Consider the following 17,619-nt stretch of genomic DNA (forward strand, 5'->3'; position numbering starts at 1 on the left):
TATCAATAAAAACAAATAAAAAACGAGTTAATCTACAGGCTCATTATTTTTCGAACATCGAGGATATTTATGGAAATTGAATATATTTGGGGTGTTTTAGCGGTTATTGCAGTTTTATTTATATTAATATTTGGTAACTCAATACCTAAGCATGGCAGCGTAACTGAAGGTGATGTTATTGTTGCTTTAAAATCAGGTCATAAAGTTAGAGCAATAAAATATTATAGATCTGTTCATGGTGTAAGTTTAAAAGAAGCTAAAGATGCTATTGAAAAATTAACTTCAAAAACATAAAAACATGCTCTGAAGTGAGGCCCAAGTAAAATTCAGCCATTAATTGCAAGTCTTAAAAGTGGTGAGCCTCTTCGTTTTTCCACCACCTAAATACAACCCTTATCCATTTGAATACCAGCGATCTAATAATAAATTGCGCTATCCCCGCTTATTTCACTTCAGCGATATCATTAAACGCGCGCAATTTCCCTTAAATCAATACCCTAAAAAAATAATTATGGGAGGTCCTATAGTCAAATAACAATATTTTAGTAAACGCTAGTTCATATTGCGTCACGTAATATCCATACAGAACTTTAAGTTAAACATACGTTCGTGCAGCGTTCCCATTTTTATTTGACTCAATTTATTGGATATTCTTTTTATGAAATTAAAGTTATTTATCGCAATTATTTTTAGCACTTCGATGTCGTCTTACGCGACAGAAGCAGTAGATAAAACGCAGTTTTCATTCGAAGACTTAAAAGCCCTAGCAAAAGCCTCAGCTGAAAAGCCCTATACGCCAACTAAGGTGCCAGCGCCGGAGTTAATCGATAAAATTACGTATGACGAACACTGGAAAATACGCTTTAAAGAAGATGAAACCTTATACCCAAGTGGAAAAAAGGCACCTGTACAATTATTTTATCCTGGGCGATATTTTCCTGAGCCAGTAAGTATTTACATCAGAGACGATAAAAATCAGGTACAAAATGTACCTTTTAGTAATGATGTTTTTGATATGCCTGATGACAGCCCAGCTCACGATCTCCCAGAAGGGTTTGGATTTGCAGGCTTTAGAATAATGCGCCCAGATATGAAACCAGATTGGATATCTTTTTTAGGCGCGTCTTATTTTCGTACCGACGGGCCAGAGGGGCAATATGGACTCTCGGCCCGAGGTATCGCGATTAATACGGGCATGAATCAGCCAGAAGAATTTCCGCGCTTTTCTGCATTTTGGATTGGTCCTGCAGAGAAAAAAGGTGAAAGTGTGTCTGTTTGGGCATTGCTTGAAGGGCCTTCTATCACTGGTGCTTATCGATTTGGTTTAAGCAAAGATAACAAAGAAGCCAAAGGCCATATTACCTCTGTAACGGCTAATTTGTATATGCGCGCCGATGTTGAACGCTTAGGGGTAGCACCGTTAACCAGTATGTATTGGTACTCACAAAAAGATAAAACAGAAGCTAAAGATTGGCGCCCAGAAATTCACGACAGCGATGGCCTGGCGATTCACACAGGATCGGGTCAATACGTTTGGCGCCCATTAAATAATCCTCAGTCGGTTTCGACCAATAGTTTTATTGATGAGAACCCAAAAGGGTTCGGTTTAATCCAAAGAGATCGTGACTTTAATAACTACCAAGACGATGGCGTATTTTACAATAAGCGTTCATCAGCGTGGATAAAACCTACTGACGATTGGGGCAAAGGTGCAGTACAGTTAATCGAAATTCCTACAAAAGATGAAACGTTCGACAATATTGTTGCTTACTGGGTGCCTGAAAAAGAGGCGCGCAAAGGTGATGAGTTTACCTTTTCTTATGATATTGAGTGGCGTCCACTCGATCCAAAATCAAAAAACCTTGCAAGCGTTGTAAATACTCGCCAAGGCTTAGGCGGAATTCCCGGCCAGCCTATTCCTGAAGGTGTTAACAAGATGGTGATTGATTTTGAAGGTCCAGTATTTAAAGGCTTAGATAACAAAAGTGGTATAAAGCCGATTGTTGAAGCCAGCAACGGTGAAATACTAGAGCCAATTGGCGCTTACCCTATAGTGGGTACCAACCAATGGCGTTTAGCGTTTGATTACAAGCAATCTAACAATAACCCGGTGCACATTCGTGCGTATTTAGTGGATAAAAATGGTGAAGCTATAACTGAAACATGGGTAAGTGATGCTAAGGTAACTATTAAATAAGACTTTAAATAAGCATTAAAGTAAAACGGGTGGCTATATTTTGATTTTCTTGTCAATTATAGCCACCATAATGTCTTTTAAAACGCCAAACAAAACACCATTAAAACTCCCTTTTATATCCCACGTAAAATACAGTAAACGATTGAATCAAAATATGAACTCGGCTATGGTTTGTTTATCAATAAAAATAAAAAAACGAGTTAACCTGCAGCTTGTTAGCTGTTTCGAGGGATTGTATGTTTTTTTTGAGTAAATTATTTTGTTGGGAGCGAGGCCGACAAAACAGGTAATTTGGTTCAGCGGCCAATTCGCCCTTTGGCTGCACTAAAAAATTACCCAGCATCGACTAAACGGGTATTAAAAGAAAGTGTTTGTGCGCCAAACACATAAAAACATAAAGTATAATAATTACATTTCTGGGTATGGAGATCTGATGAGAAAATCCTTTGAATTTACTATTAAGTCAATCAAAGTTGAAATAATTAACACTTGGTTTAGTGGTGCTAAATTATATGTGAATGGTGACTTACGAGATACTGACAAAACTTTGTTAGCTATTAGGAATAATACTTTACTATCTGCAAATTTAGGTGAGTTGGGTGTTCTAGAAATCAAGCCATTATCGGGTTTAATTACCGTCGAAATGGATGCATATTTGGTTAATGGTACAAGCATTCAACATGTATATAGCTCACATAAACGCCTTAGCCTAAAAGAGCAAAGGGCAGCCCGATAAAGCTACTTTAAATAACGTATATTCCTGCATTTACCTGCCTTCAGTAATAACCTCTAAATGACTTTGAGGAGGTTTAAGCCCCTAAGCATACCAAGTTAATATACTTGGTTTACTCGATTACCTTAAATCACTCACACTCTTTCACATAAAGTAAAAGCGCGCTGTACATTACACTGAGTGCCTTTGTTACATCGCTGTCGATAACCGCTTCTGCTGGGTGATGGCTTATACCGCCAGGGCTGCGTATAAACAACATGCCAACGGGACAAATTGGAGCTATAGCCATTGCATCGTGCCCTGCGCCTGAGGCAAGTGGAGGCGATGCTTGGTTATTGAGTTTACATGCGCTTGAAAACAAATGCTGAATTTGAGTATCGCACGCTACGGCACCGGCGGCATGCGTCCATTGCCAATCAAGTGTTAAATTGCGTTTGCTTGCTATAGATTGTGCGCTGCTTTGTATGGCGCTTAGTAAGTTAGCGAGATCGGTGTCGCTTTGTGCGCGTGCGTCTAGGCTTATGGTTGTTTTGCCTGCAATCACGTTTGTAGCCCCAGGGCGAGACTGTATTTGCCCTACGGTGGCAACTTCGCCATTTTTAGCATTACTTGCTAGTTTTTCAATTTCGGTTACTAATTCAGCGCAGCCTGCTAGTGAATCCTGCCTCAAGCTCATTGGGGTTGTACCCGCATGACCGCTTTGGCCTGTTAGAGTAAGCATGGCGCGCTTTGCTCCTGCGATAGCCGTTACAACGCCTAACGCCTGATTAACCGATTCGAGTACAGGACCTTGTTCAATATGAGTTTCCCAGTAACCTAGTAATTCGTTTTTGTTTAGTGCGGCCTTTGCGTAGTCGTTAGGGTTTAGGCCAAAGTCGAGCATGGCTTGGTGCATAGTTATGCCGTTTGTGTCTTCAATGTTTAGCCACTGTGGGTCAAATTCGTTAGCGAGGGCTTTTGAGCCAATTAAAGTAGTGGCAAAGCGGGTGCCTTCTTCATCGCAAAAGCCCACTACATCTAAATGAAAGGGCAGGTCGAGCTTTAACTTATGTGCAAGCGCTGCAATTTCTATCCCCAGTAGTACACCTAAAATACCATCAAACGCACCTGCGTTTGGTACGGTGTCTAGGTGCGAGCCTATAATTAAACGTTTAGCATGTGGGTTTGATGATTTAAGTCGCCCCCAAAGGTTGCCCACTTCGTCTTGCCACGATTGCATGCCTGCCTCAACCATCCACGATGCAGTAACAGCGTTACACTCTTTGTGCTCTTTTGATAAGTACACGCGGTGAATACCGCCTTGCATTTGCGATAGTGCGCTGAGGGTTTTACAGCGAGATAAAGCGCGTGTTGCGTATTCATCAGCAAGTTCTTTATCTAATAAAGGGCTGTGTTGTGGGCATTCAATCGTCATGCTAAATCCTTTTTTATTTATAGTGAGCAAGGGCGGCAATGGCGGCTTCGCCTTTAGGGCCTTTATAGCCGTTGGCATGTAAGCAGGCATCTAGGCTTGCCAATGTTTGTAATACGGCATCTTTACGGGCGTTGTAACCCATGGTGCCAATACGCCAAATTTTGCCATGCAGTGGTCCAAATGAGGTGCCAATTTCTATTCCAAAATCGGTTAGCATTTGTCCGCGTACGTGATCGGCATTAATGCCCTCGGGTATATACACACCCAGTACGTTGTTCATTTTATGTGTTAAATCACCAAATACATTTAAGCCGAGCGCTTGAATACCCGTTAGCATGGCATCGCCATGTAATTTGTGGCGCGCTACGCAGTTATCCACGCCTTCTTCAATGACTATGCGGGCGCATTCTGAGGCACAGTACAGCATGCTGGTGGCTTCGGTATGATGGTTGAGGCGCTCTTCTCCCCAGTAATTCATGATCATACCTAAATCAAAATAGTTAGAGCGTACAAAGGGTTCTGTGCCGTCGGTATGATCGGCCGTGCGAATGCCTGCTTCTACCTTTTTGCGTTTTTGGATCCAATCAGCGCATTTGTCGCTAAGCGTTAATGGCGCAGACCCAGAAGGTCCACCTAAACACTTTTGCAGACCAACCGAAAGTGCATCGAGTTTCCATTCATCGGCAGGAAGTTCGTTACCCACAATAGAGGCGGTGGCATCGCAATAAAATAGTACATCGTGCTTTTGGCAAATATCGCCAATATGCTCAAGAGGTTGGTTCATGGTGGTGGATGTATCGCCTTGTACCATAGCAAGTACATGGGGTTTTACATCAACAATGGCTTTTTCGATTTGTTCTGGCGTAAACACTTCGCCCCACGGTACTTCTATTGTGTGCACCTTTGCGCCAACGCGTTCTGCTATTTCAGCAAGTAGGTGGCCAAAGCGCCCCATAATTGGCACAAGTACTTTATCGCCTAGGCGTAAAATTGAGCATAATACGGCTTCAATCCCTGCGCGCGATGTGCCGTCTATTAGCATGGTCCATTCGTTTTTAGATTTAAAAATTTCGCGGTAACGTGCCATGGTTTCGTTCATAAAACCGGTCATTACTGGGTCGTATTGGCCTATAAGCTGCGCCGACATAGCACGTAAAACACGAGGGTCGGCATTAATTGGGCCTGGTCCCATTAATAAACGCTGTGGTGGGTTTAAGGTTTGAACTTGCGTGTTATTAAACATATTTTAGGCTCCCAGAGTCTGAATAAGCATGCGTATGCCGGTTATCATTAATACAACGGCAAAGGCGCGTTTTAGTTGTTTTTGATCCAGCTTGCTACCAATTTTTACGCCAATAGGCGCAAATAAAATAGTCAGCGGAATAATAAGAAAAAAGGCCGGGAGGTTAACCAACCCCCACGTACCTAGGGGAGCATCGGTTGGCGTTGTGCCAATACTTAATAAGGTAATAACGCCAGGTAGCGCAATCAATAAACCAAAAACGGCCGCAGTACCTACTGCAACATGGGCACGTACATTAAATGCGTTTAGCATAGGTACGCCAATAGTGCCGCCGCCTATGCCAATCATTACCGACAAACCACCTACAATACTTGCCATAACGCCTTGACCAAATTTACCTGGTAGTTGTTTTACAAGCGCGGGTGCGCCGGCTCTAAATAGCATGTTTAAACTGACTAAAATAGCAATACAGGCAAACATAAGTACCAGTGCATTACCGCGTATTGAGTGCGCTAAGTAGCTGCCTACAACGGCCATAACTAAAATAAATGGTGCCCAGTATTTTATTAGCGCAAGGTCAATATTCCCTTTGCTATGATGCGAGCGAATAGATGAAAGCGAAGTAGGTACTATGGTTGCAAGTGATGTGGCGGTGGCTATCATCATTGCCGATTCTGGGCTTACGCCAAAACCTTGCAGTAAAAAATACAGCACAGGGACGATAACAATACCGCCGCCTACACCAAAAAGTCCTGCTAAAATACCGGCAAAAATACCGGTTGCTATTAAGGCTACTATAATTGGCCATTGATTTATTATTTCTGACATTGTGTTCCTGCTGTAGTTACTGTTGCACGTCCATCTGAACGAGGATCTGTTGCAGCTTCAAGGCTTGTAGGTGTATCTAAAATCGCCCCAGCGTGCCCCATCATTTCGTTATTATTATCAACGCTTACCCAATCGTGGTCACGTTGATTTAATTCATGTTCTATATGAAAAACTAACTCTTTTTCAATTTTTAAATTTGTACTTGTATCGCCCCATGTGCGTCCAAGTAACCAACGAGGGTCGTTAATTGCTTGTTTTATTGATTTATTTCGCCACGCGTAGCCTGCAAAAACAGCGGCTTGAGTTTGTGGCTGCCCTTCACCGCCCATTGTTCCGTAAGCAAGTCGACGACCATCGCTAAACTTTGCCAGTGCTGGGTTAAGTGTATGAGCGGGCTTTTTATTTGGCGCAAGGGCGTTATTATTGTTACTCGCAGCAATATCTTGATTGTTTAAACTAAAGCTTAAACCACGGTTATTCCACACAAAGCCGCCTTCACTCATTAATATTCCGCTGCCAAATTCCCAGTAAATACTTTGAATAAAGCTTACTAATTGCCCGTTTTTATCTCTGGCTGCCATCCACACCGTATCGCCAGGCTCTGCGTTAAATGGCCATTTTTTGGCTTTGGCCATATCAATATTGTTAGCAAGTTCGCTTAAGCGATCATCGGTTAGTGCGTTTTTATAATCATCCCCTAACACATCAGGGTCAGCCCAAAGGGTAGGGCGATGGGTAAAGCTTTGTTTAGTTGCCTCAACAATTAAGTGCGTCCAGTCGGCATCGGTTTTAGCTAAATGCTTTAACTTATTTACGGCACCAATTATTTGTAGTGAATGCACGCCCTGTGTTGGCGCGGGTAAGTTGTAGCAATCAATACCACTGAGGTTTGCATTTAGCGCAGTAACTACCTCGGCTTTAGTATTTGCAATGTCACCTGCGGTAATTGAGCTGCCTGCTTTTGCTAAGTCGGCGGCAAATGAGTTGGCAAGTGCGCCTTCATAAAATGCGTTTAAACCATGCTTTGCTAGGTATTCAAACGTTGCTGCAAGTTTAGGGTTTTTAAAATGCTGGCCTGCTTGTAAGGGCTTGCCATTGGGTATGTAGAGGTTTTTAAACGCGTCATTGGTATTGTTAGCAGTGGCTAGCTTTTCGCAGCCTGCTTGCAAGCTTTTTGTAACGGTAAAACCCTCGCGCGCAAGCTCAATAGCAGGTGCTAAAATTTTTGACAGTGGTAGTGCCGCATGCTCATCTAATTCAAGCGCCTTTTGCCAACCGCGAATTGTACCCGCTTGAGTTAGTGCGCTTAATCCGCCGCGCTCTGGTATTTGCGTGAGCGAGTTATACGCCGTTGTATTAGTTGCTGCGCGGCCGCAGGCGTCAATAGCGGTAGGCGTTTTTTGGCTTGGGTTATCGATAAGCCAAAAGCTGTCGCCACCAATTGAGTTCATATGTGGGTATACAACGCTAATAGCAGCGGCAGCCGCTACCATAGCCTCGGTAGCTGTACCGCCTTGTTTTAGTATATTTATACCCGCCTCAGTGGCCGAAAAATGAGACGCGGTAAATGCAATGTTGTGTGTGGTCATGCCGTTGTGTCCTGTTTAAAGTGTGCAGCTAGGTGCTTAACGCAAGCAAGTAGGCTTTTATCGTTACCGTGGCTCATCATTAATGAAAAACCATACGGATGATCATTTGCTAAATCAGCCAGCGGTAAATGCACTTGCGCTGAGCCACTAAGCCCTGCAATTGCCGAAAGCGTAATAATTTGCATGCGTAAGGCGCTTGTGTCGGCGCCTAATTTAGGTGCGGTTGTGGGGGTGGTTGGCAAAAATAAACAGCTGTTTGTATTTAGGTTTTTAGCTATTAGTGTTTGCCATTGGGTTTGTACTTTTAGTGCTTCTTGTTCTTCTTGATCAGTTAGGGCAAGCGCCATATTAAAACGTGCCGCAATTGCTGGAGCAAACTGGGGAAGTTGCCCCGGCAATTGAAGCCAATCTTTATGCGTTTTTGCGATTGCTCGCCCTTGCAGTACTCTAAAACTATCCGCAAGTTCATTTAATAAGTTGCTGTTAGGTAGTTCAAATTCTTTATGGTGCTTAAAATTAGGCTTGGTTTTTTCAAGCAATTGTTTAAGTGGGGCTTGTAAAGCAGGGTCAACGAGTTCAAATAGTGCTTCGCAAATAACCAGCGTATTTACTTTATTAATAGCTTGTTGTGGTAATAATATATCGCCAACGCTGCTTAATAGCTCGGCGCTTTGGGTAAGCCAACCTATGGTATCAAAAGGGGGAGCCAACGGTATTAGGCCGTCTTTTTCAATCACGTTATGGCTTGGCCTTATGCCATATAAACCACAATAGCTGGCGGGTATTCTAATTGAGCCGCCGGTGTCGGTGCCTAAGCCAATATCAGCTAAGTTTGCAGCAACTGCAGCAGCAGACCCCATACTCGAACCACCGCAAGCATGCCCTTTTAATTTAGGATTTTGCGCAGCGCCATAATGTATATTATTACCCTCTAAGCTATAAGCTAGCTCGTCAGTATGGGTAAAGCCTATAAAGTTACAACCAGCGATCATGAGCTTATTAACCGAGCTTGCCGTATTTTGAGCCGGTTTAGCTGTTTTAAACCAGTGTGGGTTGCCTGCGCTGTTACGCTCGCCCTTTACTGCAAATACATCTTTTACAGCTAAGCGATTGTTTGCAAGCACTCCAGACTGGCTTGTTTGCCACAGGGTAGGACCGTGATTGCAAAATATACCTTTGTTGTTTTTTTTATCACTCATTTGCAGCTCATTATTATAAAACTGACCAAGTACTTACTTATTAAGTTAAGAGTGATTAAAAAGCGGGCTGGTTATTATTATTATTATTATGAATACCAATTTTATTAAATCATGATCATTTTATCGGATTAAATAGCGCACTCACTGCGTCATTTTCTTCGCGTTATAATAGATCACTAATTTAATGCAATTGCTAAAGCTGTGCTTTTTAATCGGTAGTTTTGATTTTATAGTGCTTAGACTAAGCAAGAGGAATGCCATAAATTAAAATCCTGTCCAACTGGTCAGGATTTAGTGGGTTGTATGAGATTTGTAAATGTGGGCTGTAGAAATAGTGAGATTAAAATGAGCTAAAACAAACCAATTTGGTGCGCAGATGCACCAAGTTGGTCTTTATTTATATGGTTTTGAGTGCTAAATAAGGGGCGTTTTACTGATGATTAAACCATTAATATCGGCGTAAACCCAATCGTTAGGTTCAATAGTGGTGCTAAGCATGGTAACAGCTTGGTTTTTATCACCAAAGCCGCGCTTTAAGGTACTACGCGGTGTAGAGCCTAGCGCCATTACAGGTAAGTTCATTGTGGCGAGTATTTCAATATCTCGGCAACAGCCATTTATTATTACGCCTTCCCAGCCATTACTTAAGGCACGCTCAGCCATAATATCGCCTATAAATGCAAAGCGTTTGCTCGCAAAACCGTTTATAACCAATACTTTACCTTCACCATTTTCATGCAATATATCGGCAGCAAAAGAGTTGTCTTCTGGGCAGGTAACGGTAACTACTTTGCCATAAAACGTGGTTTTTTTACCAAAGTGATAAAGGCCGCTGTCTGCTACTTGCACGTTATCGCGATGATCGTCAAACAAATCGGGTGTAGTAAACGATGTCATGGGTTAAGTCTCACTCTGCTCAGGTATTTTAAGACCAATACCTTTTAAAATTATGTGGGCAATTGATTGCGTAATTTGTGCCACATCGGTTTCGTCGTACTCTAATTTGTTCATTACGAGTAAAACCTCAGCCTGAAAGTCGGCGTAATATTGCGTGGTAGACCAAATAGTAAAGAGCAAATGATAGGGGTCAACCTTATCCATTTTATCTGCATCCATCCATGCTTGAAGTACATCAACCTTTTGTTTAACCCAAGGGCGGGTATTGGTTCTAAAGTAGTTTTGTAAATAAGGGGCACCGCGCAGTATTTCACTGGCAAATAAGCGAGATTGCATTGGCTGATTTACGGCGAGTATTACTTTGCTTTTAATATAGTTATAAAGCACGGTAGCTGGATCGTCGTTAATTGTGACGTTATCGAGTCCTAAGTTCCAATTAGCTATTATGCGGTCGATCACAGACTCGTACAGACCATCTTTACTTTTAAAGTAATACAAAATATTAGCTTTTGGCACCTGCGCTTCTTTAGCAACCATGCTCATACTTGCTCCGTCGTAACCTAATTGCGAAAACAATTGCTCGGCGGCATCTAAAATTAGTTTTTGGTTTTTCTCGCGTGTAATTTCTTTTTTATTTGGCTTTATTTGTGTGGTCATTATAGAGTTTGCGTGTTTAACGTATTGATTGATTGTAGCTTTACTGACCAAAAGGTCAATTACTAAAAAGTGTGAATGTTAAAAACAGGCGAGAGGTTTAAGCTATTAACTTTAGGGTCTGTTGATCTTTGCGGATTAAAATTTGTTCAAACTAGGGGCTATTTAATCGCGGTGCGAGATTTGTAACCTAGTGGGCTAAGTAAAAACCGAGCAAAGCTTCCGCGTCCTGCTCACGCCCCTTACCTAGATCCATGTAGGCAACAAAGAGTAAGTAGCCCCTAGGAAGAACCCTTTGGGCAGCGCCTGTTTGGCATTAATGCTACGTTATCGCCCATTAATGGGGAATAACCACACTATATAGGCTCTGCCTTGCCTAAATACCAAACAGACTGCTGCAAATTTAACCTTGAAAGATCAACAGACCCTTATTGTTTAATTAAATAATTACTGTTAGTTTAGTTTCAAATTTACGAGTAGTACTTTTGGATTGGCAAATGGATTTTATAAGCAAAAATAAATATACACTATATGGAGTCGCTGCAATATTACTGTGGAGTTGCTTAGTTGCATTACTACGGGATATTTCTGAGTTGTTTAGCCCCATTGGTGGTGCGGCGGCTATGTATTCTGTCAGTGCGATATTTTTAATTTTGGTTATGGGAGTGCCCAAGTTTAGTGGGTTTTCAAAACGTTACTTGGTAATAGGTACTTTGTTATTTGTAGCGTACGAAATTTGCTTGGCGCTTTCTATTGGTATGGCAAATAGTCGTCATCAGGCAATGGAAATGGCGGTTATTAATTATTTATGGCCCACGCTAACGATACTGCTCTCTATTATTATTGGCCGTAAAAAAGTAAGTTTCTGGGTTTACCCAAGCATGGTCATTGCTTTTTTAGGCGTTGCTTGGTGTATTACGGGCGATCAAGAAATGTCACTCGATACGCTTGTGACTAACTTTGCTGATAATCCTGCTACTTACTTAATGGCATTAGCTGCAGCGTTTATATGGGCTATTTATTGCGTAGTAACGCAAAAGCTGAGTAATGGTAAAAATGCCATTACGTTATTTTTTACTGTTACGGCAATGAGTTTGTGGGCGCAATATAGTTTTAGTAATGAAGCGCCATTAACGTTTTCGCTCAGCTCAAGCATAACGTTGCTATTAGCTGGTGTAGTCGTGGGGAGCGGTTATGCACTGTGGAATCAAGCTATTATTGCCGGTAACTTAATGCTTTTGGGAACGCTTTCGTACTTTACACCGGTGTTTTCTACTATTATTTCGGCGTTGTATTTATCTATTATGCTGAGTGCTTCGTTTTGGCAGGGGGTTGTGCTGGTAACAGTGGGCTCGCTAATTTGTTACTTTGTAACGCGAGAAAAGCCTAAACAACCCCAAATAGCGTCTGCAACATAAGACTAATTTTATTAAAAATAAGCCCTATTATTTTAGGGCTTTTTATTGCGTGCAGATTATTTTGCATTATTTACCTGCGCTAGTAACTCTATAACTTTTTGTTGACCAAATGTTTGTGCAAATTGCTCTGCTGTTTGACCGGCTTTGTTTTGATGCGCGTTGTCGCAATCAAGTGATACGAGTGTTTTAGCGATACTAAATTCACCTCTAAAAATAGCGGCCATTAGCGCTGTGTTGCCACGGTTATCTTCTAGACAGGCATTAGCGCCTAAGTGTAAAAGTGTATTAACCGTGTTTTTATTACCATGGTAAGTAGCAATCATTAACGCGGTGTAGCCTTTATTGTTGTAGCTGTCGATAGGAATACCGGCATCTACAAATTGCTCTATTACAGCTGTGTCGTTTGTGCGTGCTGCGGCAAAGTAATAAGCAAATAAACTATCGTATTGAGTTTTTGCAGAATGTTGGGTTTCAGATTGCGTACTGGGTGTTTGTGTATCTGATGTATTTTGAGCGTAAACGCTACTGGTAAAGCTCAGTAGTAGAGCGACTACAATTAATAAATTACGCATAACAATTGTCTCTTATAAAAGAGGAAGGGGTTTATTCCTTCCTCATGGTTGTGGTTTAAATAGCTATTTAGTTGGGACTAATTGCTTTTAACTAGTTGCTTATAAGTTAGCGGCTAGTTGTTTAACCATTTTAAGGTCGCCGTTTACAGCTTTAGTTAAGCGTGTACCGTACTCGCTATCAGCTTTGTAAAAGTGACTAAGCATTTTGTGTTTAACACTGCTGTTTTGCACTTTGCCTAAATCGCCTGCTAGGTTATTAATTAGGTTTGTACGTTCTTGCTTGCTAAAACCACGATATATAACACCAGCTTGCGCAAAGTTTTGCTGCTTTTTAATCGCGGCTTGTTGTACAAAGCCTTTTAGCTCTGTGTTACTTCTACGTGCAATTGGGTTTTCAGCTACGTTTTCTTGGCTTGGCTGATAGTTCACATTGCTTGTTGTGTTACCAATATTCATTGCGCCGTCTTGGTTGTAGTTAACCACTTCAACTTTTGCACGGTTAATTGGCAATTGCTGGTGGTTAGCACCTAGGCGGTACATTTGTGTATCAGCGTAAGAAAACATACGACCTTGTAATAGTCTGTCTTCTGATGGCTCAATACCTGGAATAATGTTTGCCGGTGCCATTGCTACTTGTTCCGTAGATTGGAAGAAGTTAGTTGGCATACGGTTTAAGGTCATTGTTCCTACTTTAGTTTCTTTAATGTCTAACCACATTTTTGTTGCATCTAACGGGTTGTAATCAAAGTCATCAAGCTGCGACGGATCAAGTGTTTTAATGTACAGATCCCATTTAGGGAAATTGCCTTTACCAATTTCGCTGTAAAGGTCGCGTGTTAAGTGTTGGAAGTCTTGGCTTTGCACTTTAGCTACTTCTTTTGCGTCAAGGTTATCAATACCTTGTTGGCTTACCCAATGAAACTTAACGTATTTAACATCGCCCGATTTGTTAATCATTTTGTATGCATGTACACCCCAACCGTCCATTTTACGAAGACTTGCTGGTGTACCGTAGTCGCTGTAAACCCACGTTAGCATTTGTGTAGAACCTGGTTCATGCGAGAAAAAGTCAAATACACGGTTAGGATCTTGAATGTTATCAACCGGAGATGGTTTTAAAGAGTGAACCATATCTGGAAATTTAATCGCATCGCGAATAAAGAACACCGGTAAGTTGTTACCTACTAAATCCCAGTTACCTTGGTCTGTGTAAAACTTAGTTGCAAAGCCACGTGGGTCACGCAGTGTTTCTGGGCTGCCTTTTGAGTGAATTACTGATGAAAAACGAACAAATACGTCTGTTTCTTTACCAGCTTGTGTAAACGGTGCTGCAATTGTTAAATCATCTAGCTCTTTTGATGCTACAAACACACCGTGTGCGCCAGTACCACGAGCATGCACAACACGCTCAGGAATACGCTCACGTGCAAAGCGTTGCAGTTTTTGAATTAGTTGCACGTCTTCTAGTAATACACTGCCACGTTCGCCAGCAGTAATTGAATTTTGGTTGTCGCCAACAGCTGCGCCGTTATCTTTAGTAAGAGTTGTTGCTGCGCTTGCCGGTAATGCCATTGCAAGTGCCAGTGCAGTTAGTGTTAATTTTGTTTTGTTTATTTGAGTATTCATTGTCGACCTCATCTATTTAAAAGTGCCGGCAGTGGTGCAGGCTGTTAATCTGTTAACGATAGTATTAACTTTATTAACTTCGGTAAAACTGATTAATTAGATTGATGTGATTTGTAAAACAGATGAAATGAATTTGCAGATACACTTTTTACATTAATGTAATTTTTTTACTACGACCTTAGTCGCAATATGCTTTTATAAAATTTATTAAATACAAAGGTTTTTAGTTTTATCTGGCGGTATTTTCACCAAGCTGGTGCGTTTTATACTTACAGTGTGTTGACATATTCGCGCAATAAAGGGAATATGCTCAATCAGTGAGCTTATGCTCATTGGTGAGTTGCACTAAAAAGTTGCACAATATTAATCGCGCTTAACTCGTTATATTTAAATTAGCTAAACCAAACAGTGTTAATAAGGTGACAAGATGAATACTAATATTGAGCTAGTGATATTTGATTGTGATGGCGTTGTTATTGATAGCGAAATTTTAAGCGCACAAGTACTCATTAATATGCTTGTTGAAAAAGGCGTTGAGATTGACCGCGCTTATGTACAGCAACACTTTTTAGGCTGCAACTTTAAAACAGTAAGCCAAAAAATAGCGGATGCATTTAATGTCACTCTTCCTGAAAGCTTTGAAGGTGACTACCGCGAGGCACTATTAAACGAATTTGAAACCGGACTAACCACGACTGACGGTATAAAAGACGTACTTAACAATTTAGCTGTGCCTATTTGTATTGCTACTAGCAGCAGCCCAGCACGCACCGCAAAAGCGTTGAGCGTAGTGAGTTTAAGTAAGTACTTTAGCGATACGGTTTTTACCAGCAGCGAAGTTAAGCGTGGTAAACCGGCGCCTGATTTATTTTTACATGCAGCTAAGCAAATGGGTGTAAAGCCAGAGAATTGCTTAGTAATTGAAGACAGTAAAGCCGGCGTAAATGCAGGGATTGACGCCAATATGCAAGTACTGCATTACAGCGGTGGGCAACATATGCAAGGCTCTGTTAATCATGTACACAGTGCTTACCCAAATGTTGATCGTTTACCGCATTGGCAAGATTTTTTTAGTGCATACCCTGCACTTAAAAAGCAGTAAACACGCAGCTTTTTAAATAAACAAAGTTTTAAACGCGATTTGCTCGCCTTACACACTGACAGGCAAGCAAACGCAAAATATAAATGTAGATGGTTTTGCTTTACTAAAAATAAAAAAAAACATGGCAAAACATCATGCGTTTATAAGCCAAATTATAAAAGGCAAAGTATTTAGGTTCTATACCAATCTGCTTGAATATGGGGTTTATTTAACGATAAGAAAATTGCACTGTAACTAGGCAAAAATTTTTATATCTAGTTGTTCTAAATATAAAATTTTTAACGACGTTATGGGGTAATTTAACTCGTTAAATTATTCAAATAGTTATGCAGATTGGTATCAAATGCTTTGCTGTTAACAATAGGAAATACCATGGCAACGAGTCCACACACACAAACATTTAAAGATGTAAACGAAGAGCAACTTCCTGTTGCTAATAATAAGCTTCACGGCTGGAAGCATTTTGCAGGGCTATACGCTGGCGAACATGTTGCGGCTACTGAATTTGTTATTGGTGCAACGTTTGTTGCATTAGGCGCTTCAACCATCGACATTCTACTTGGTTTATTAATAGGTAACCTGTTAGCAATGTGTTCTTGGTGGCTAATTACTGCACCCATTGCAGTAGAAACCCGCTTAAGTTTATATAACTACTTAAACAAAATTGCTGGTAACTCAATGACCAAGCTCTATAACTGGGCTAACGTGGTTATTTTTAGTGTTATATCGGCCGCGATGATCACGGTATCCTCCACCGCCGTGCGGTTTTTGTTTGATATACCTGCGCAACTTGATTGGTATCCAAATAGCTTTTGGTTTGTAGCCATTGTTTTAGCTGTTGGCTCCATTGTTGTATTTGTTGCGATGTATGGCTTTTCTACGGTTGCTGACTTTTCAAAGCTGTGTGCGCCGTGGTTATTTGTTATATTTATTGCAGGCTCGTTCGCGTTATTCCCTGAGCTTTCAAATCACGTATTAGGTTCTACCTCTTTAAGTAGCTTTAGCGACTTTATGACCATAGGCGACTCCTCCATATGGACAGGCACCAACGCCGATGGTGAAAAGGGCATTGGCCTATTAGAAGTGATTGGCTTTGCATGGGCTGCTAACTCAATTACTCACTTTGGTTTAATCGACATGGCTATTTTTAGATTTGCTAAACGCAAAAGCTATGGCTTGTTTTCTGGTGTGGGTATGTTTTTTGGTCATTACTTAGCGTGGATCTCTGCCGGTATTATGGGCGCAGGTGTTGCGGTATTACTTAAAACAACTATTTCATCACTTGATCCGGGCGATGTTGCATACCATGCATTAGGTTGGACTGGCTTTGTTATTGTAATTATTGCTGGTTGGACTACAGCTAACGCAAACCTTTATCGTGCAGGCCTTGCAGCACAATCTATATTTGTTAATCAATCACGTGAACGCACAACCGCTATTGTAGGTGTTGTAACTGTGATTATTGCGTGTTTCCCGTTTGTATTTTCACAAATGCTTCCGCTACTTACTTACGCAGGCTTATTAGTTGTACCAGTAGGCGGCATTGTGTTTGCTGAGCATGTGTTATTTCCTAAAATTGGCCTAACACGTTACTGGGCTAAATATAAAAATATTACCCGCAGCGTACCGGCTATAGCATCTTGGGCGTTAGCACTTGTGTTTGGCTTTGGCTTAAACGCAATTGATGTAATGTCGTTTTACTACTTGTTTATTCCTACATGGATTTTCACCATTGTTGTTTACACGCTTTTAGCTAAAAAATACGGCGCTGGTGACGATTACACACAAGAAATTGCAGCAGAAAAGCAAGAGCAACGTGATATTAAAGAATATCAAGCAGCTGAGGCTAAAGACATTCCAAAGCCTGTAATTGACAGCTCTGTATTTACAAAAGTACTTAACGCGGTTTCTACGGTTTCACTGGTTATTATTTTTATATTTGCAAGCCAAGTGATGTTTTTCAGTGAAACTATGAGTATGTACAGCGCTAATAAATCGCAATTCGAAATAGCCTGTTTTATTTGTACTGTTATTTATTTTGTTACTGCGTACTGGTCGTTAAAGCGCCATAAAGTACTCAATACAGCATCGTAATTACTTATCGTAATACAGTATCGTAATTTATATTTTATTTTTGTTTAGTAAGG

At 41.1% G+C, this 17,619-nt stretch carries 15 protein-coding genes; 6 read left to right on the top strand and 9 right to left on the bottom strand.

All coding sequences use genetic code 11. The features are described from left to right. Positions 1–69 precede the first annotated feature (69 nt). The 3 genes from H5087_RS10395 (at position 70) to H5087_RS10405 (ending at position 2,933) form a co-directional block, all read left to right on the top strand. On the top strand, positions 70–294 hold the full coding sequence (locus tag H5087_RS10395) for a ribosomal protein L7/L12 (protein WP_007378552.1): 225 nt from the start codon (positions 70–72) through the stop codon (positions 292–294). A 364-nt stretch (positions 295–658) separates the two neighbouring features. Further along, complete coding sequence (locus H5087_RS10400; protein ID WP_182671976.1) at positions 659–2,197, top strand: glucan biosynthesis protein; 1,539 nt, start codon at positions 659–661, stop codon at positions 2,195–2,197. A 433-nt stretch (positions 2,198–2,630) separates the two neighbouring features. Beyond that, positions 2,631–2,933, top strand: coding sequence for a hypothetical protein (locus tag H5087_RS10405; RefSeq protein WP_182671977.1), 303 nt, complete (start codon positions 2,631–2,633; stop codon positions 2,931–2,933). Positions 2,934–3,060: 127 nt separating this feature from the next. On the opposite strand, the gene H5087_RS10410 is transcribed toward H5087_RS10405, so the two are convergent. The 7 genes from H5087_RS10410 to H5087_RS10440 form a co-directional block, all read right to left on the bottom strand. Then, positions 3,061–4,344: an allantoate amidohydrolase gene (locus H5087_RS10410; protein ID WP_182671978.1), complete on the bottom strand. Its 1,284-nt coding sequence runs from the start codon at positions 4,342–4,344 to the stop codon at positions 3,061–3,063. Between the two features lie 13 nt (positions 4,345–4,357). Beyond that, positions 4,358–5,587: an alanine--glyoxylate aminotransferase family protein gene (locus H5087_RS10415; RefSeq protein ID WP_182671979.1), complete on the bottom strand. Its 1,230-nt coding sequence runs from the start codon at positions 5,585–5,587 to the stop codon at positions 4,358–4,360. A 3-nt stretch (positions 5,588–5,590) separates the two neighbouring features. Further along, entirely contained in the window at positions 5,591–6,415 is an 825-nt protein-coding gene (locus H5087_RS10420; protein ID WP_007378545.1) for a sulfite exporter TauE/SafE family protein, read from the bottom strand. After that, positions 6,403–8,004: a gamma-glutamyltransferase family protein gene (locus H5087_RS10425; protein WP_182671980.1), complete on the bottom strand. Its 1,602-nt coding sequence runs from the start codon at positions 8,002–8,004 to the stop codon at positions 6,403–6,405. The genes H5087_RS10420 and H5087_RS10425 overlap by 13 nt, the downstream gene beginning before the upstream one ends. Continuing rightward, positions 8,001–9,203, bottom strand: coding sequence for an amidase family protein (locus H5087_RS10430; RefSeq protein ID WP_182671981.1), 1,203 nt, complete (start codon positions 9,201–9,203; stop codon positions 8,001–8,003). Before H5087_RS10430 ends, H5087_RS10425 begins: the two co-directional genes overlap by 4 nt. Before the next feature lie 414 nt (positions 9,204–9,617). Further along, positions 9,618–10,100, bottom strand: coding sequence for a putative 4-hydroxy-4-methyl-2-oxoglutarate aldolase (locus H5087_RS10435; RefSeq protein ID WP_165740670.1), 483 nt, complete (start codon positions 10,098–10,100; stop codon positions 9,618–9,620). Positions 10,101–10,103: 3 nt separating this feature from the next. Next, entirely contained in the window at positions 10,104–10,757 is a 654-nt protein-coding gene (locus tag H5087_RS10440; RefSeq protein ID WP_007584328.1) for a TetR/AcrR family transcriptional regulator, read from the bottom strand. 494 nt (positions 10,758–11,251) lie between these two features. On the opposite strand from H5087_RS10440, the gene yddG reads away from it, so the two are divergent. Beyond that, positions 11,252–12,172, top strand: a complete 921-nt coding sequence (gene yddG / locus H5087_RS10445; RefSeq protein ID WP_182671982.1) for an aromatic amino acid DMT transporter YddG — start codon at positions 11,252–11,254, stop codon at positions 12,170–12,172. Between the two features lie 56 nt (positions 12,173–12,228). Here the strand turns inward: yddG and H5087_RS10450 are convergent, their stop codons facing one another. Next, entirely contained in the window at positions 12,229–12,744 is a 516-nt protein-coding gene (locus H5087_RS10450; RefSeq protein WP_182671983.1) for an ankyrin repeat domain-containing protein, read from the bottom strand. A gap of 99 nt (positions 12,745–12,843) precedes the next feature. Further along, positions 12,844–14,370, bottom strand: a complete 1,527-nt coding sequence (locus H5087_RS10455; RefSeq protein WP_004334680.1) for a catalase — start codon at positions 14,368–14,370, stop codon at positions 12,844–12,846. A 427-nt stretch (positions 14,371–14,797) separates the two neighbouring features. Here H5087_RS10455 and H5087_RS10460 point away from each other — a divergent pair, with 427 nt between their 5' ends. Together H5087_RS10460 and H5087_RS10465 are read left to right on the top strand one after the other, a co-directional pair. Then, complete coding sequence (locus tag H5087_RS10460; protein ID WP_182671984.1) at positions 14,798–15,472, top strand: HAD family phosphatase; 675 nt, start codon at positions 14,798–14,800, stop codon at positions 15,470–15,472. A 372-nt stretch (positions 15,473–15,844) separates the two neighbouring features. Continuing rightward, positions 15,845–17,566 (top strand): cytosine permease, encoded by a 1,722-nt coding sequence (locus tag H5087_RS10465; RefSeq protein ID WP_182671985.1) that lies wholly within the window; start codon positions 15,845–15,847, stop codon positions 17,564–17,566. Positions 17,567–17,619 lie beyond the last annotated feature (53 nt).

The organism is Pseudoalteromonas sp. SR43-7, from assembly GCF_014163785.1.
GTDB classification, from domain to species: domain Bacteria; phylum Pseudomonadota; class Gammaproteobacteria; order Enterobacterales; family Alteromonadaceae; genus Pseudoalteromonas; species Pseudoalteromonas distincta.

Bases quoted from the DNA above. Each gene is read 5' to 3' on its own strand.
- H5087_RS10415 (WP_182671979.1), bottom strand. From the start codon at position 5,587: ATGTTTAATAACACGCAAGTTCAAACCTTAAACCCACCACAGCGTTTA.
- H5087_RS10440 (WP_007584328.1), bottom strand. From the start codon at position 10,757: ATGACCACACAAATAAAGCCAAATAAAAAAGAAATTACACGCGAGAAA.
- H5087_RS10460 (WP_182671984.1), top strand. From the start codon at position 14,798: ATGAATACTAATATTGAGCTAGTGATATTTGATTGTGATGGCGTTGTT.
- H5087_RS10420 (WP_007378545.1), bottom strand. From the start codon at position 6,415: ATGTCAGAAATAATAAATCAATGGCCAATTATAGTAGCCTTAATAGCA.
- H5087_RS10435 (WP_165740670.1), bottom strand. From the start codon at position 10,100: ATGACATCGTTTACTACACCCGATTTGTTTGACGATCATCGCGATAAC.
- H5087_RS10430 (WP_182671981.1), bottom strand. From the start codon at position 9,203: ATGAGTGATAAAAAAAACAACAAAGGTATATTTTGCAATCACGGTCCT.
- H5087_RS10465 (WP_182671985.1), top strand. From the start codon at position 15,845: ATGGCAACGAGTCCACACACACAAACATTTAAAGATGTAAACGAAGAG.
- yddG (WP_182671982.1), top strand. From the start codon at position 11,252: ATGGATTTTATAAGCAAAAATAAATATACACTATATGGAGTCGCTGCA.
- H5087_RS10450 (WP_182671983.1), bottom strand. From the start codon at position 12,744: ATGCGTAATTTATTAATTGTAGTCGCTCTACTACTGAGCTTTACCAGT.
- H5087_RS10395 (WP_007378552.1), top strand. From the start codon at position 70: ATGGAAATTGAATATATTTGGGGTGTTTTAGCGGTTATTGCAGTTTTA.
- H5087_RS10410 (WP_182671978.1), bottom strand. From the start codon at position 4,344: ATGACGATTGAATGCCCACAACACAGCCCTTTATTAGATAAAGAACTT.
- H5087_RS10405 (WP_182671977.1), top strand. From the start codon at position 2,631: ATGAGAAAATCCTTTGAATTTACTATTAAGTCAATCAAAGTTGAAATA.
- H5087_RS10425 (WP_182671980.1), bottom strand. From the start codon at position 8,004: ATGACCACACACAACATTGCATTTACCGCGTCTCATTTTTCGGCCACT.
- H5087_RS10400 (WP_182671976.1), top strand. From the start codon at position 659: ATGAAATTAAAGTTATTTATCGCAATTATTTTTAGCACTTCGATGTCG.
- H5087_RS10455 (WP_004334680.1), bottom strand. From the start codon at position 14,370: ATGAATACTCAAATAAACAAAACAAAATTAACACTAACTGCACTGGCA.